Annotated in this window: 10 protein-coding genes; 6 read left to right on the top strand and 4 right to left on the bottom strand. The window is 38.3% G+C overall.

All coding sequences use genetic code 11. The annotated features are described in order from the left end of the window. The first annotated feature begins 4 nt into the window (after nt 1-4). Nucleotides 5-1,375: an ATP-binding protein gene (locus tag F3J23_RS01750; protein WP_167023171.1), complete on the top strand. Its 1,371-nt coding sequence runs from the start codon at nt 5-7 to the stop codon at nt 1,373-1,375. A 159-nt stretch (nt 1,376-1,534) separates the two neighbouring features. Here F3J23_RS01750 and F3J23_RS01745 read toward each other — a convergent pair whose 3' ends face one another. Continuing rightward, nucleotides 1,535-2,383, bottom strand: coding sequence for an EamA family transporter (locus F3J23_RS01745; RefSeq protein ID WP_167023168.1), 849 nt, complete (start codon nt 2,381-2,383; stop codon nt 1,535-1,537). A 380-nt stretch (nt 2,384-2,763) separates the two neighbouring features. Between F3J23_RS01745 and F3J23_RS01740 the strand changes: the two genes are divergently transcribed. From F3J23_RS01740 to F3J23_RS01720, 5 genes are all read left to right on the top strand, one after another. Continuing rightward, complete coding sequence (locus tag F3J23_RS01740; protein WP_167023165.1) at nt 2,764-3,462, top strand: MgtC/SapB family protein; 699 nt, start codon at nt 2,764-2,766, stop codon at nt 3,460-3,462. A gap of 23 nt (nt 3,463-3,485) precedes the next feature. Continuing rightward, on the top strand, nt 3,486-6,158 hold the full coding sequence (gene mgtA / locus F3J23_RS01735) for a magnesium-translocating P-type ATPase (protein WP_167023163.1): 2,673 nt from the start codon (nt 3,486-3,488) through the stop codon (nt 6,156-6,158). 192 nt (nt 6,159-6,350) lie between these two features. Then, on the top strand, nt 6,351-7,454 hold the full coding sequence (locus tag F3J23_RS01730; protein ID WP_167023160.1) for an efflux RND transporter periplasmic adaptor subunit: 1,104 nt from the start codon (nt 6,351-6,353) through the stop codon (nt 7,452-7,454). Nucleotides 7,455-7,543: 89 nt separating this feature from the next. Further along, nucleotides 7,544-10,654, top strand: a complete 3,111-nt coding sequence (locus F3J23_RS01725) for an efflux RND transporter permease subunit (protein ID WP_167023158.1) — start codon at nt 7,544-7,546, stop codon at nt 10,652-10,654. After that, nucleotides 10,629-11,912, top strand: coding sequence for a TolC family protein (locus F3J23_RS01720; protein ID WP_167023155.1), 1,284 nt, complete (start codon nt 10,629-10,631; stop codon nt 11,910-11,912). Before F3J23_RS01725 ends, F3J23_RS01720 begins: the two co-directional genes overlap by 26 nt. Nucleotides 11,913-12,113: 201 nt before the next feature. Here the strand turns inward: F3J23_RS01720 and F3J23_RS01715 are convergent, their stop codons facing one another. Genes F3J23_RS01715 through F3J23_RS01705 form a run of 3 tightly spaced genes read right to left on the bottom strand, consistent with a single transcriptional unit; the run spans nt 12,114 to nt 15,210 of the window. Further along, nucleotides 12,114-12,569 carry a DUF1801 domain-containing protein gene (locus F3J23_RS01715; RefSeq protein WP_167023152.1) on the bottom strand — a complete coding sequence of 152 codons (456 nt, stop codon included), beginning with the start codon at nt 12,567-12,569 and terminating at the stop codon, nt 12,114-12,116. Between the two features lie 24 nt (nt 12,570-12,593). Continuing rightward, on the bottom strand, nt 12,594-14,015 hold the full coding sequence (locus tag F3J23_RS01710) for a hypothetical protein (RefSeq protein WP_167023149.1): 1,422 nt from the start codon (nt 14,013-14,015) through the stop codon (nt 12,594-12,596). A gap of 10 nt (nt 14,016-14,025) precedes the next feature. After that, entirely contained in the window at nt 14,026-15,210 is a 1,185-nt protein-coding gene (locus tag F3J23_RS01705; protein WP_167023146.1) for a hypothetical protein, read from the bottom strand. Between the last annotated feature and the right edge of the window lie 67 nt (nt 15,211-15,277).

The raw sequence follows: 15,277 nt of genomic DNA, 5'->3' as shown, positions 1-15,277 counted from the left end.
ACCGATGAAAATAAGAACCAGGCTTACACTGCTTTTTACATTAATTACTGCAATGCTTTTAAGCGTTTACAGCTTTTCTATTTATTATTCATCAAAAGAAGCACGAGAAAAATCTTTTTACAGCGAGCTGCAAAACGAAGCTATTGCCAAAGCTGACCTCTTCTTTCAAAGCTCTTTACCAGAGCAGGAAATGCACAAACTGTACAAAAATAACAACAGGACTCTTAATGAAGTTCAGGTAGCAATCTATGATTCTGATCATCGCCTTATTTATCATGATGATGCTAAAGTAGATTATGTAAAGGAAACACCAGAGATGCTTTCTCAGATATTCCAAAAAAAGAAAATAAGTTTCTTTTTAAAAAAACTACAGGTGATAGGAATGGTGTATCATTATAATGGAAAAACCTATGCGGTTACAGCAGCTTCCTATGATAAATATGGTTATGAGTACCTCACCCACCTTCTCACTATCAGTATTATTTCTTTTGTCAGCATTCTGGTCCTTATTTATCTGGCTGGAATATTTCTGTCTAAAAAAGCATTAAGCCCGTTAAGCGAAATGGTGAACCAGATCAAAAAAATTACTGCCGGAAAATTACAGCTGCGCCTCAAAACAACTAGTGAGAAAGATGAGCTTAATGAACTGGCTCAAAATTTCAATGGGATGCTGGAGCGCCTGGAAAACTCTTTTGACTCTCAAAAGCATTTTGTATCCAATATCTCTCACGAACTCAGGACGCCTTTATCGGCCATTATAACTGAATTAGAATTGGCTTCTGAAAAAGACCAGTCTAAAGAAGACTATCAACAAACCATTCAATACGCACTGGATGATGCCCGCAATATGGCCAAACTTTCCAACAGCCTGATGGATCTTGCCAAAGCAAGCTACGATCCCAATGAAATCAGCTTTTCCGAAGTCCGTCTTGACGAAGTTCTTTTAGAATCTTATTCCAAAACTATAAAAGAAAACCAGGAATATAAAGTGTCTTTAAATATTGATGATGCTGTTGAAGAGCACCAGCTGACCATTCAAGGGAACGAATATCTTCTTCAGGTTGCTTTTAATAACCTTATTGATAATGCCTGCAAATATTCTCCGGAACATTTGTGTTCCATAGATATCAAATCCAACGCAGAATTACTTCAAATCAGTTTTAAAAATAGAGGAATAACAATTTCACAGGAAGATCTGGAACATATTTTTGAACCGTTTTACAGAAGTGAAACCTCAAAAAAGGAAAAAGGATATGGAATCGGACTTTTCCTCACCGAGAAAATCATTCATCTTCATCATGCGGCGGTTAAAGTAACCTCAGAAAATAATGAAACTGTTTTTACGCTGATATTCAATAACTCCGGATTAATATAAAATTTTAATAATCGGAATTATAACCAAAAAGATTATAAGCGGATTTTATTTTTTTAACTATTAAGAAAGCTGGATGGTTAAGGTATTCAAAGAAAATCATGCTTTATTTAAGTTGATCCGGACCTTAACTTTACTTATTAATTTAAATGGTTAAAATCTTTATTGATGATCAGTAATTCTGCTGAAAATTGTTGTCCCAATACTTGCGGCTATCACACACATAATGGAAATCCATTGTAGAAAAGATAATTCTTCCGACAGGAATATCAGCCCCGAAAGTGCGGCGAAAGCAGGTTCCAGGCTCATCAGAATACTGAAAGTTTTCGCAGGAAGTCTTTTCAATGCCATAATTTCCAAAGAGAATGGTAAGGCACTCGACAAGATCGCTACTCCTAGACCTTTCATGAAAATAGTTGGCGTAATGTTAAAAACCGCGCCATCCCAAATCGTAAAAGGAATGATTACAAGGCTTGCAAAGAGCATTCCGGTAGTAACGGCATCCTTACCATCCATAATTTTTGCAACTTTCCCGCCCATTACAATATAAACGGCCCAGAACATACCAGCAAGAAAAGCAAGCCCAAGCCCTACCAAATCTACATGATCACTTTTCCAGGGAACAATAAGCAGAATTCCCACACAGGCTAATAATGCCCAGATAACATCCAATAATTTACGTGATAATGCCAATGCGAGAAATAAGGGTCCTGCAAACTCTACGGTAACCGCCAACCCCAAAGGAATCCTCTGAATTGCCATATAAAAAATAAGGTTCATCGCTGCCAGACCTATACCATATAAGGCGCTGTATTTCCATTTTTGGGCAGTAAACTGTGAAAATTTCGGACGGTTAATCAAGGTAAGCAAAATAGCTGATAATACAATCCTCAAAGTAACCGTTCCAATGGGTCCTATCAGAGGAAAGAGCTGCTTAGCAATGGAAGCACCTCCCTGAACACACATAATGGCTAAAAGCGTTGCAGGTATCGCTATGTTTGAATTTTTCATGTCTAAAATATTATCTTGTTATCAACCATCTTTGGAAAGAAATTTCCTGATCCACACAAGCTTTATACTATAAATTGCAGCTGAAAAATTGGTAATTTATAATAGTCTGCCCGCAAATGTATTGAAATTTTGTTTTCCATAATGGATACAGATCGCGGTTTATTTTTCCAAATTTATGGGTACTGTACAAAATTACTTTCTTTCTAATAGTTTTCTAATAATATTCTAAAGCTTTTCTAACGGCTTATCTCTGATACTAGGAATACCTTTGCAGTAGATAAAAATCACTATGGATACCGATTCATCACATTATTACAACAACTAAGTATTCAGCAGTATACTTTTCTGTATATCAGCTGATGCTATAAAACAGAAAGGTTATGACCACATTAGAATTTACATTCCGGCTTTTCACAGCATTCGCATTAGGTGCCAGCATTGGACTTGAAAGACAATGGCGCCAGAAAAGTGCAGGTCTGCGAACCAATACACTGGTATGCCTTGGCTCCGCAGCATTTGTACTTCTCTCTATAAGGATTGGAGGTGATGCTACCGGCAGAATAGCGTCCTATATTGTAAGCGGGATCGGCTTTTTGGGCGGCGGTGTCATTATGAAAGACGGGCTTACTGTTCGGGGCCTTAATACTGCAGCTACAATCTGGTGTTCTGCATCCGTAGGGGCACTTAGTGCAATGGGATATCCTTTTGAAGCTGCTATTACCAGTGGGTTTATTATTCTTACTCACGTTATTCTCCGCCCGCTGGGTGTTCGGCTTGGCAACAACATCAGCAGCAGAAGTCATTATACTGAATATTTACTCACCATTAAATGTAAAAGCGAAGTAGAAAACCATGTTCGCGTTCAGCTTATGCAGTCTTTGAGCGGCAATGATAAGGTATTATTGAAATCTCTTACCAGCGACGATAACGGCTCTCCTGAAAATGCCATCATTACGGCAGAAGTTCATGCTTCTACCCCACAGGACAGTTTTATGGAAAAAACAGCCAGCAGGCTTACTATTGAAGATAAAGTGATCAAGGTAAGCTGGGAAATTATAGGTACAGAAAACGATTTATAACATTTGAAATAACAATTGAAGCGATGTTAAAAAAATCCTCCAACAAAAATCTCAATTCAGCAGCGCTTGTAAAGTTAAAAGAAGCTGCATCAGAGAATGAAAAAATGGTTTATGCCATGCTGGAAACTTCAGAAGAAGGTCTCAGTGAAAATACGGTAAAAGACCGTTTAAAAACGTATGGAAAGAATGAAATTGCCACTCAGAAAGCTCCTTCATGGCTGAAACAGTTTGCTCATTCTTTTTTCAATCCTTTCAACTATATTTTGGCTTGTATTGCTATCATTTCTTTATGTATTGATGTAATTCTCGCTCCGGCAAATGAAAAGGATCTGAGTACCAGTATTATCATTTCGGTTATGCTTTTATTCAGTACTATTTTAAGGTTCATCCAGGAATTCAGAAGTAATAAGGCAGCAGAAGCATTGAAGAAAATGGTAAAAACAAGCTGTCTTACCAAAAGAAAATTCAAGGAAAGCGAAGAAATAGAAATCACTGAAATTGTTCCCGGTGATATGGTTATCCTATCCGCCGGAGATATGGTTCCTGCAGATTGCAGAATTCTTAAAAGTAAAGATCTTTTTATCAGTGAATCAATTCTTACAGGAGAAGCGCTGCCGGTAGAAAAAAGTGCTTTACCCATCAAAAATGCCAAGGACAGGAATCCTTTGACTTTACAGAATATATGCTTTATGGGGACCAATGTCGTAAGTGGCTCTGCAACAGTTGTTGTTGCCAATACCGGTATTTTTACCTACTTCGGTAGTATCAGCAGAAGTCTCGTTTCCAAACGACCTGAAACCTCATTTGATGTCGGAGTTAATAAAGTAAGTTTCTTACTCATCCGGTTTATGCTGGTGATGGCTCCTGTCATCTTTCTTATTAACGGACTGGTAAAGGGAGACTGGATGCAGGCTTTATTATTTGCTATTGCCGTAGCCGTAGGACTTACTCCTGAAATGCTGCCTATGATTGTTACCGCAAACCTCGCAAAAGGAGCTGTTAATATGAGTAAAAAGAAAGTGATTGTTAAAAGGTTAAATGCTATTCAGAATATCGGAGCAATGGATATTCTATGTACCGACAAAACAGGAACTCTTACTTTAGATAAAATTGTACTGGAAACCCATCTCAACGTTCGGGGTATTGAAGATGATGAAGTTTTAAAATGGGCTTACCTCAACAGTTTCCATCAAACCGGCCTTAAAAATCTGTTAGACCAGGCAGTATTAGATCATGCAGAAGTTCATAACCTTATGAAGGCTGATGAGCTCTATCTGAAAGTAGACGAAATCCCTTTCGATTTTGAAAGAAGGAGAATGTCTGTTATTTTGAATACTTCCAGAGGTAAGCATCTTATGATCTCCAAAGGAGCGGTAGAAGAAATGCTTTCTTTATGCAAATATGCTCTGGACCCAGGAGAAGATCACAGTCTTCACATTGAAAACGACAATATTGTTCCTTTGGATGATCTTATGAAACAACAAATCGTAAAAATGTCTGAAAAGCTCAATGCTGAAGGATTACGAGTACTCCTAGTTGCCATTAGAGAATTTGATGGAGACCACCCACTCAATTATTCCGTCGCAGATGAAAATCATCTTACACTTACGGGCTTTATAGGATTTCTTGATCCCGCAAAACCATCCGCAGAGCCTAGTATAAAAGCATTACACAAATTGGGCGTTGAGGTAAAAGTGGTAACGGGAGACAATGATATTGTCGCTAAAAAAATATGTCATGACGTGGGAATTCCCGTCAATACAATCATGCTTGGCGATGAACTGGATAATGTAAGTGATGAAGAACTCAGCAAAGATATGGATCAGTATTCTGTTTTTGCGAAAGTAAGCCCGTTACAAAAACAACGTATTGTAAAGATATTAAGAACAAAAGGGCATACCGTAGGATTCATGGGAGACGGTATTAATGATGCTGCAGCCATTAAAGAAGCAGATGTAGGAATTTCAGTAGATACAGGAGCAGACATTGCTAAAGAAAGCGCAGATATTATTCTGCTCGAAAAAGACTTAATGGTGCTCCGAAGTGGCGTGATCTACGGCAGAAGAACCTTCGGAAACATCGTTAAATATATAAAAATGACAGCCAGCAGTAATTTTGGAAATATGTTCAGCATGATTGGAGCCAGTGCTTTACTTCCTTTTTTACCTATGCTTCCGTTACAGATTCTGACTCAGAATTTACTTTATGACATCTCTCAATCTTCTATCCCATGGGATACAATGGATAAGGATTTTCTGGAAAGACCTAAAAAATGGGAGGCCGGCAGTATTAAAAACTTCATGCTGTTTATTGGCCCGCTAAGCTCCATTTTTGATTATGTGACCTTTGCTGTTATGTTCTTTATTTTCAAAGCAAATACTCCGGAAAACCAAAGTTTATTCCAGACCGGCTGGTTTGTGGAAGGTTTATTATCTCAAACATTGATTGTACATATCATCAGAACTAAAAAGATTCCGTTTATTCAAAGCTGGGCAGCAGCTCCGGTAGTTGCATTAACCAGCTTAATTATGTTGATTGGAATCCTGATTCCTTTCAGCCCCATAGCCGTATACCTGAAAATGCAGCCGCTGCCGATAAGCTATTTTCCTTATCTGATCGGTATTCTTACAGGGTATTGTATTCTCACTCAGTTTGTAAAGCAATGGTTTATCAAGAAATTCGGTCAGTGGCTTTAAGATCTTATCCTCTCCTTTCTAATAGCTTTCTAATAGTATTCTAAAGGCTTTCTAACAGGCTATCACAAAGGATGAGGATAACTTTGCACCGTCAAAAAAACAAATATTGGTAGATATTCTGTAATAATATCACCAAAATTTGAAATAAATTAACAAAAATTAAAATTAAATTAGTGGTTATAAACATATTATATGAGAAAAACAGTATTAGCAATGGTGCTTTTGGCATGGGTTACCTCCTGTAAAAATCCCAAAAATGAAGGCCCGCAGGATCAGGATCTCCTGATAAAAGGAGATAACGTTATTGTTCCGGAAAACAATCCTGTTTTCAAAAAAATCAAAACTGAAGTGGTTGGTGAACAGGAACACAGTGATGGTATTATTTCGGCGGGAACCATTCAGGCCATTCCAAACCATTATGCAGAAATTGCAAGCCCTTTTTCGGGAAGAATCACAAAATCTTTTATTCAGTTGGGACAAAATATTTCAGCAGGCAGCCCTCTTTTTGAAATCCTTTCCTCAGATTATTTTTCTGTACAGAAAGATTATACAGATGCCCTGAATGATGTACAGCTTGCAGAAAAAAACTATAAGCGCCAGCAGGATCTCGTGAAACATGGTGTGGGGATTCAGAAAGAACTTGATGAAGCGGAAACAGACTATAAAAATAAAAAGACGTCACTCTCCAATGCATCATCAGCTTTAAAAGTATATAATAGCAAAGGAGGAGGAATAGGAAGTCCACTTATTGTAAGAGCTCCTATCAATGGAGAAGTTATTTCCAACAAAATTGTAAACGGACAATATCTGAAAGGAGATGCTGATCCTGTTGTAATTATCGCAGAATTGTCTAAAGTATGGATTTCCGGAGATGTAAAAGAAAAAGACATCAGATTTGTTAATACAGGAGATCGGGTTTCTGTAAAAGTAAGTGCTTATCCTGACAGAAATATTACCGGGAAAGTATATCACATCAACGAAATTGTGGATGAAAGCACCCGCAGTATAAAAGTTCTTATCCAATGCGACAATCCGGACAGGAAACTGAAACCCGGGATGTATGCCACCGTAAACTTTTCCACAACACCTACAAGAACAATTATGATTCCTGTTACTGCATTAATGCAGCAGGACAGCTCGCAATACGTCTGGGTAAAAACTGGTAAAAATCAATTTGCCAAACGCTCCGTAACAACCGGAGAAACAGACCAGAAAATGGTAACAATTGTCTCAGGATTAAAAGTGGGAGAAACCATCATGACCGAAGGTGGAATTTATATGCTGGATGCAAAATAAGGTGAAAGACGTAAAATGTACAATGTAAAATCTATAAAGTAGTGTCATATGCAATGTTTCTACTCTATACTTTACTTCAATAAAAAACTATGAAGCAACTACTTACAATCTCCATACAGAAGAGATGGCTGATGCTGGCACTCTTCCTTTTACTGGGCTTCTTTGGATATTATTCCTGGACCAAATTATCAGTAGAAGCCTATCCCGATATTGCCGATGTCACCTCACAAGTCGTAACACAGGTTCCGGGACTGGCCGCTGAAGAAGTGGAACAACAAATCACAATTCCGCTGGAACGCTCTCTGAACGGACTTCCCGGAATGCATGTTATGCGAAGTAAAAGCACCTTCGGACTTTCCATTATCACAATGGTTTTTGATGACGGTGTAGATGATTACTGGGCAAGACAGCGTATTCAGGAAAGACTGTCTGATGTGACACTTCCGTATGGCGCACAACCAGGGCTAGATCCTCTTACCTCTCCTATTGGCGAAGTCTACCGTTATATTATAGAAAGCAATAACCACAGCCTTCGTGAACTGACAGATTTACAAAAATTCGTGATTATCCCGCGTATCAAACAGGTATCAGGAATTGCCGATGTTACCAATTTCGGAGGAATTACCACCCAGTTTCAGATTGAACTGGACCCTCATAAACTTGAACAATACGGACTTTCATTATCTGAAGTCACTGAAACCATTTCAAAAAACAATGTAAGTGCCGGAGGAAGTATGCTTCCCCGTGGAAACCTCGCCTATGTGATTCGTGGAATAGGTTTGGTAAAAGATTTAAACGACCTCGGAAAAATTGTTGTAAAAACCGAAAACGGGGTTCCTGTTTTTCTCAATGATGTAGGTACATTAAAATACGGAAATCTTGAAAGAAAAGGAATTCTGGGCTATACCGACAGAAAGCGTAACTACTCCGAGAGCGTGGAAGGAATTGTTCTTTTATTAAGAGGACAAAACCCTTCACAGGTTCTGGAAGGTGTTCACCAGGCCATTGATGAACTGAACAACGAAACACTTCCTGTGGGAGTTAAAATTCACCCTTTCCTGGACAGAACAGATCTTGTGAGTACTACTCTTCATACGGTTTCCCACACCCTTACCGAGGGAATTGTTTTGGTTATTATTGTTCTGATTGTATTTCTTGGAAGCTGGAGAGGTGCTTTATTGGTGGCTATCACTATTCCGCTTTCTTTATTGGTGGCATTCATCCTCATGCATTTTACCAATATCCCGGCTAACCTGCTTTCTCTCGGAGCCATAGATTTCGGAATTATTGTAGATGGATCTATTGTAATGCTGGAAACCATCCTGAAGAAAAGAGAGGATCATCCGGAAGAAGCATTGGAAGAAAAATCGGTTACCCAAAGAGTGATTGAAGTAGCCAAGCCTATTTTCTTTTCCACAATCATCATTATCACAGCTTATTTACCATTATTTGCATTTGAACGTGTAGAAAAAAAACTGTTTACTCCTATGGCATTCACAGTAGGCTATGCTTTACTGGGAGCGCTTGCAGTAGCATTGCTTCTTATTCCGGGTCTGGCCTACGTGATCTATCGCAAACCGCAAAAAATATATCACAATAAATGGCTGGAAAAAATAAGTTCTGCCTACGGAAAAAGAATTGAAAAAATAATGCAGGCTCCAAGAAAGGTTATGATACCGGTAACGATTGTTTTAGTATCTGCAGGAGTTTTATCTTATACGGTAGGGAAAGATTTTCTCCCTGAACTGGATGAAGGTTCCATCTGGCTGCAGGTACAGCTCCCTCCCGGAATTTCTTTAGCCAAAGCAAAAGAGATGAGCGATACATTAAGGGCCAGAACATTAAAACATTCTGAAATTACTTATATGATGGTTCAGGCCGGCCGGAATGATGACGGAACTGACCCCTGGACGGCTTCTCACTTTGAAGTTTCTGTAGGAATAAAACCTTACAGCGAATGGCCTTCAGGAAAAACCAAAGCAGACCTGATTAAAGAACTTGCCGCTGATTATAAGGATATGCCCGGATTCACCGTAGGTTTCTCACAGCCTATGATTGACGGGGTGATGGATAAGATCTCCGGAGCTCACAGTGAACTGGTGGTAAAAGTATACGGAGATGATTTCAAAGAAACCAGAAGGATTGCAGAAAATGTTTTATCTACTTTAAATAAAATTCCGGGTTCTGCCGATCTTGCCATTGACCAGGAACCTCCTTTACCTCAGCTCCAGATCATTGCCAACAGAGATAAGATCGCCCAATACGGATTAAATGTTTCCGATGTCGCAGATCTTATTGAAGTCGCATTAGGAGGAAAAGCCATTTCCCAAATCTTTATCGGGAATAAAGTTTATGATATATCCTGCCGCTACACGGAAGACAGCCGGGATACCCCTGACAAAATAGGGAATCTGATGCTCACTTCAGCTACAGGAGCTAAAATTCCGTTATCACAGGTGGCAGAAGTAAAACTAAGTACTGGCGAAAGTACCATCACCAGAGAAATGAATAAGCGCCATCTCACGGTAAAACTGAATCTGAGAGGTACCGATTTATCTTCGTTCCTTAAAAAAGCTCAGGATAAAATTGAAAAAGACATCAAATATGATCATGAGAAATACCAGATCAAATGGGGCGGTCAGTTCGAAAATCAAAACAGGGCTTATTCCAGACTGGCATTTATTGTTCCTTTAGCATTAGCAATCATGTTCCTGTTATTGTATGGTGCATTTGGTGATTTTAAACAGGCATTGGTGCTGATGTCTATTGTTCCGTTAGCTTTATTTGGCGGAATGCTGGCACTCAATATACGAGGAATGTCTCTTAACGTCTCTTCTGCCGTAGGTTTTATTGCCCTTTTCGGAGTTGCCATACAGAACGGAGTCATCATGATCTCCCACATCAATGACCTGCGAAAACAAGGACATGATCTGAAATATGCTGTAATTAAGGGAGCAAAAGACCGTTTCAGACCGGTACTGATGACAGCAACTGTTGCGGTAATCGGGCTATTTCCGGCATCGCTGGCAACAGGAATCGGTTCGGATGTACAAAGACCATTGGCTACGGTAATTGTTTATGGATTGATGTTCTCTACTATTTTAACGCTATTCGTTTTGCCTGCCATTTATTTTATGGCTGAACGCCGCAATGAAAAACAAAATTTAGAATCAGATGAAGCACTTACATATAAAGATTAAAGTTCATTTTATCATCATCGCTGTTATCTCATTGAGCTTGACAGGAATGGTAAAGGCACAGGAGAAAGAACTTTTAAGTTTTGATGAATATCTGAGTCTTGTCGGAAAGAAAAACCTTGGCTATGCATCGCAGAAATACAATGTCAGTATGGCTGAAGCGGCCATTCAGACGGCAGGAATGTTTCCGGATCCTCAATTGGATCTCGAAACAACCAATAACGGGGTGAATAAAAACATGGGATATGTCTATGGAACTTCCATAGGCTGGACTTTGGAACTAGGCGGCAAAAGAAAAGCAAGAATAAATCTGGCTAAAAATCAATCTGAACTGAGCAAAATACAATTACAGGATTTTTTCAGGAATCTCCGTGCAGATGCCAGCTTAAGCTATATTGAGGCTTTAAAATCCAAAGCGTTACTTGAAGTGCAGCAGGATTCTTACCAAAACATGCTGCAACTCGCAAAATCAGACAGTATCCGGTATCGCTTGGGAACAATATCACTGGTGACTTCAAAACAGAGCAAATTGGAAGCTGCTTCTTTACTCAATGATGTATACCAGGCTGAAAGTGCCGGACAACAGGCATTAACCAATCTATCCGTATTTCTTAGCGACAATCCAATAACCGGAAAGGATGTGGCCGGAGATTTCAATGCCTTCAACAGGGATTTCAGTATTGATGACCTGATTCTCCAGGCCTTGAATGAAAGAGCCGATTTACTTGCGGCAAAACAAAATACACAGGTAGCTCAGAGCCAGGTCAATCTTGAAAAGGCTAACCGTATTATAGATTTGGGAATCAGTGCCGGTGCAGAACGCCACACTGAAGCTACCAATGAAATTGCTCCTTCCCCAACTGTAAATGCAGTAAAACTGGGGGTAAGTATTCCTTTGAAGTTTTCCAATAGAAGAAATGCAGGATTGAAAATTGCCGAAATGGCTCATTCACAAGCAGAAGTTGAATACAAACAAATTGAATTGGGAATAAAAGCAGAGGTAATACAGGCCTATCAGCAGTATACCGCTACTCAAAAACAGGTAAAACAATTTCATAATGGAATGCTTACAGAAGCTAAAAGCATATTGGAAGGTATTACCTACAGCTATAAAAGAGGAGAAAGTTCTATCCTGGAAGTATTAAATGCACAAAGAACCTATAACGATGTCCGAAAAGACTATTATCAGGCTCTTGCGGATAATGCGACTGCTTTAATTGAACTAGAAAGGAAAACAGGGATCTGGGATATTAATTTTTAGATGGAAGACTCGAAGATGGGAACTGGAAGTTTCAAGAAGGCGGTGGATATATGAAAATCTTTTTATTCATTAAAAAAATTGAAAACAATGATCATCGGATAATTATCAGAGATTCTAAAAACACAACTATTACTTCCGCTTCAAAACCTCGGGCTTCCAACATATAAAAGCTCCGAAATCAAATTGATTTCGGAGCTTTTATTATCTTTTATACAGAGATTCATAAATCCCGATCCAGTCTTCAGCTGTCATTTTTGTACTGAGTTCAGCAATCAGATCAAAAGGAATATCTTCCACTTTTTTGAACCGAACACAGGATTTTCCCATATCCAGTTTCTTGTTGGAATGTTTAGGGTATTCCGCTACAAACCAATCCAGGAGTTCCGGTCTCGAGTACAGTCCCATATGATACAATGCTATAAAATTCTTTTGTGAAGCCAGATTAATGAACGGCAATGGTGTACCGGGTGCACAATGATACCCTGCCGGATAAGTTGACAAAGGTACAACCCATCCTACCATACCGTAATTGGTGCTTTCCACAAACCCTTTCGGAAGATTGTCATTCACCGCATCAAACAATTTTTTAAATGCATCCCGTCTTTCTTCAGGAATTTTTGAGATATAATCTTCTATAGAAACTGACTGAATCTGCATATTTTAATTTTTTCTAAAATACAATTATTTTATAAAATTATATACACTGAACATCTGCACATCTTTTGAGCTTTTCTGAAGGAACATCATTTTGTTCACATTCGGGATGTACTGGATCATATTGCCGTCTGCAAAGCCATAATTCATGAAAAAATTTCTTCCTTTATAATCAAGGCTCACTTCCTGAGGTTTCAAGGTAGCAAAATCAAAAACCTTCATAGAGAATCCCGTATTTCCAAAAGCTCCTTTAGGATAAAATGCAGAAATATAAAGCTTCTCTCCAGATTCAACGATATGAATTCTTTTTCCCGTAGAAGCTCCTGCCGCCACAAATTGTTTCACCTCTCCTTCTTTATTAAATTTTATCAGCATCCCTGCATCCAATGAATAAACAGGATCCGGGAAACGATTCATCGCTGTAGGCATCGGTCTTGTTACCGTTTCCTGCTGAACTGCCATCAAAACCTCATCTCCTTTTACGATCGTTTTGATCACTTTCACATCATTCATGTCTTTGCTTCCTGCCAGATTGGTATTGCTGATTACGGCTTTTCCAGACTTCATATCATAGAACATCACTGTTCCAAATGTACTTGATCCCATGGTAACCGCAGCATTTTTTCTACCGAAAGCAACCAGATAATCATTATCATTTTTGCTGATGGCATAAAGTTTTTCAGGAATATATTTATCATCGAAAGGAAGGTCTCTATCTTCAGTGTTTGAAAGCAGTTCCAGTTTGTAAGATTCTTTCCAGCCCGCTGCTTTACGCAATACAACAATTTTCCCTGAATTTGTTAAGGTTAAAGATTTCTCAACATAGTCATTACTCAATGTGATCTCTTTGTTCCAAACCGGGCTCTGCGTTCTCAGATCTATTACCAGAACATCATTGATGTTATCTGTTTTCTTATTCGAGTATCTGTCATTGAACACCGCAGCATATTTCCCGTTTTCCGAGAAAAGCACATACGTTGTTCCCGATTTGTTAGTGGACTCAATATTGTATTTTGCGATGCTTTTGGTGGTAAAAGTTCCCTCTTTTCTGCTGAAAACATGCTGAAATACTTCTTTTCTGTTCTCTTTTCCGAAATATTCTTCAGTGAAAGCGATCAGTTTATCATTGTCTATCTGCTGAGATCCCAGATAATTGTGAAGTACACCATTTGTTTTATTGGCATAATCTTTTACATACGTATCCACAAGGCTTCCGTTCTGATCCAGTTTTCTCATCAGTAATTTTTTGTGTGGATATACATTTCTCATCAGCCCGTCAATGTTGATCACACTGAACATATAAGAATTATAGTCATCTGCCAGAACCAGCTTATCATCCGTTTCCATGTTGGCATCCACCGTGAATTTAGTACCTTCCGTTACTTTTGTTTGTGCAAAGGAATACACCGAAGCAGTAATTAATGCCGAAACAATAATTTGTTTAATCATATTATCTTCTTTAGTTATTATAAATTTTTTCTTCCAGTCTTTTCAGCTCAAGATTCGCATCGTAAGAGAGTTTAATATCTACCAGATGCTCCTGCAGTTCATTCAAATATTTTTCTGCTTCCTGATAATTGCCCAATGCAATGTTCAATCTAATCAGATTAAAATAAAGGTATTCTCCTATTTTCTGGTTATAGAGCGCTTTTTTATCGTTGTAATTCACTTTGGTTAAAGTGCTTTTCCAAATGTCAATTCCTTTTTGCATGTTTTCCATAGCAATTTTATTGGGTGCATAATCCGATTTTGCCTGGAGCTTTTTCAGATTGGTTGTTACATAGATGTATGCTTTTTCAAGATCATCATATTCTCCCTTATTCTTTACAGTAGCCAGTGTTACAGTAGAATTGATCGTCTGGTATCCAAAGTTTTCATTAAGAATATTTCTCGTACGATCCATGATTCTTTGAAGATATCTTTTTTCCTGGGCATTCAGATTAATTTCATTGGAAGGAACACTAGCTATTTCAGCAAAATCAGAAAAATAGGTTTTATCCAGTTTTACCGCTCCGTTTTGTTTCGCTATGATTCTTGCGGGTTGATTGGCAAAAGTTTTTCCCTGATTATCCTGAAAATTCGTTCTTTCCATTTCAATGACAACATCAAGATAATTTCCACCTTTTGTAAAGCCTAAAATATCCATTTGAGAAGCCAGGATTTTATTATCCACAATCAGAGCATCTCTCAGGTCCGGCTGTTGATAAACCGGCATAGGAGGAATATTAAGAATAGGCCTTGAAGGTAATCTTAATACCGGAGCTCCGTTAGTGGCTGCAATTTTTTCAACAGCTGATAATTTATTGTATTCAGCAGATTCCAGTTTATATTTCTCCTGAAGTTTTTTCACCTCAGCATCATAATCCTTTAACCTTTCTCCATGTTCATATTTAGCATTTTCAACATTTGACTGGTAATTATCAACCCTTCTTTGATAATCCTCTTTAGATAGTCTCAGTACATCATCTTTTGTAATATTATAGGGAGATTTTACAATAATTGTATAATTTCTGTTCGAAAGTTCCGTAGGAAAAACCGGATCTTTTAAAAGCTGAAAGCTGATCATTTCCTTATCAATGCGCTGAGCAATAGAAAATTGTGAACAGAATAAGGGAATTATAAAAAATAATTTCAGTTGATTCATAGGTTTTATAGTTTTTCGGCGCAAATGTATAATAATTTTATGAACATCTTGAAAAATGATTTCCCGG

It is taken from the genome of Chryseobacterium sp. Tr-659, assembly GCF_011752975.1.
In the GTDB taxonomy this organism is placed as follows: domain Bacteria; phylum Bacteroidota; class Bacteroidia; order Flavobacteriales; family Weeksellaceae; genus Chryseobacterium.
Note: the sequence above shows the minus strand (reverse complement) of the source record. Positions and strands in the feature narration are given on the sequence as shown.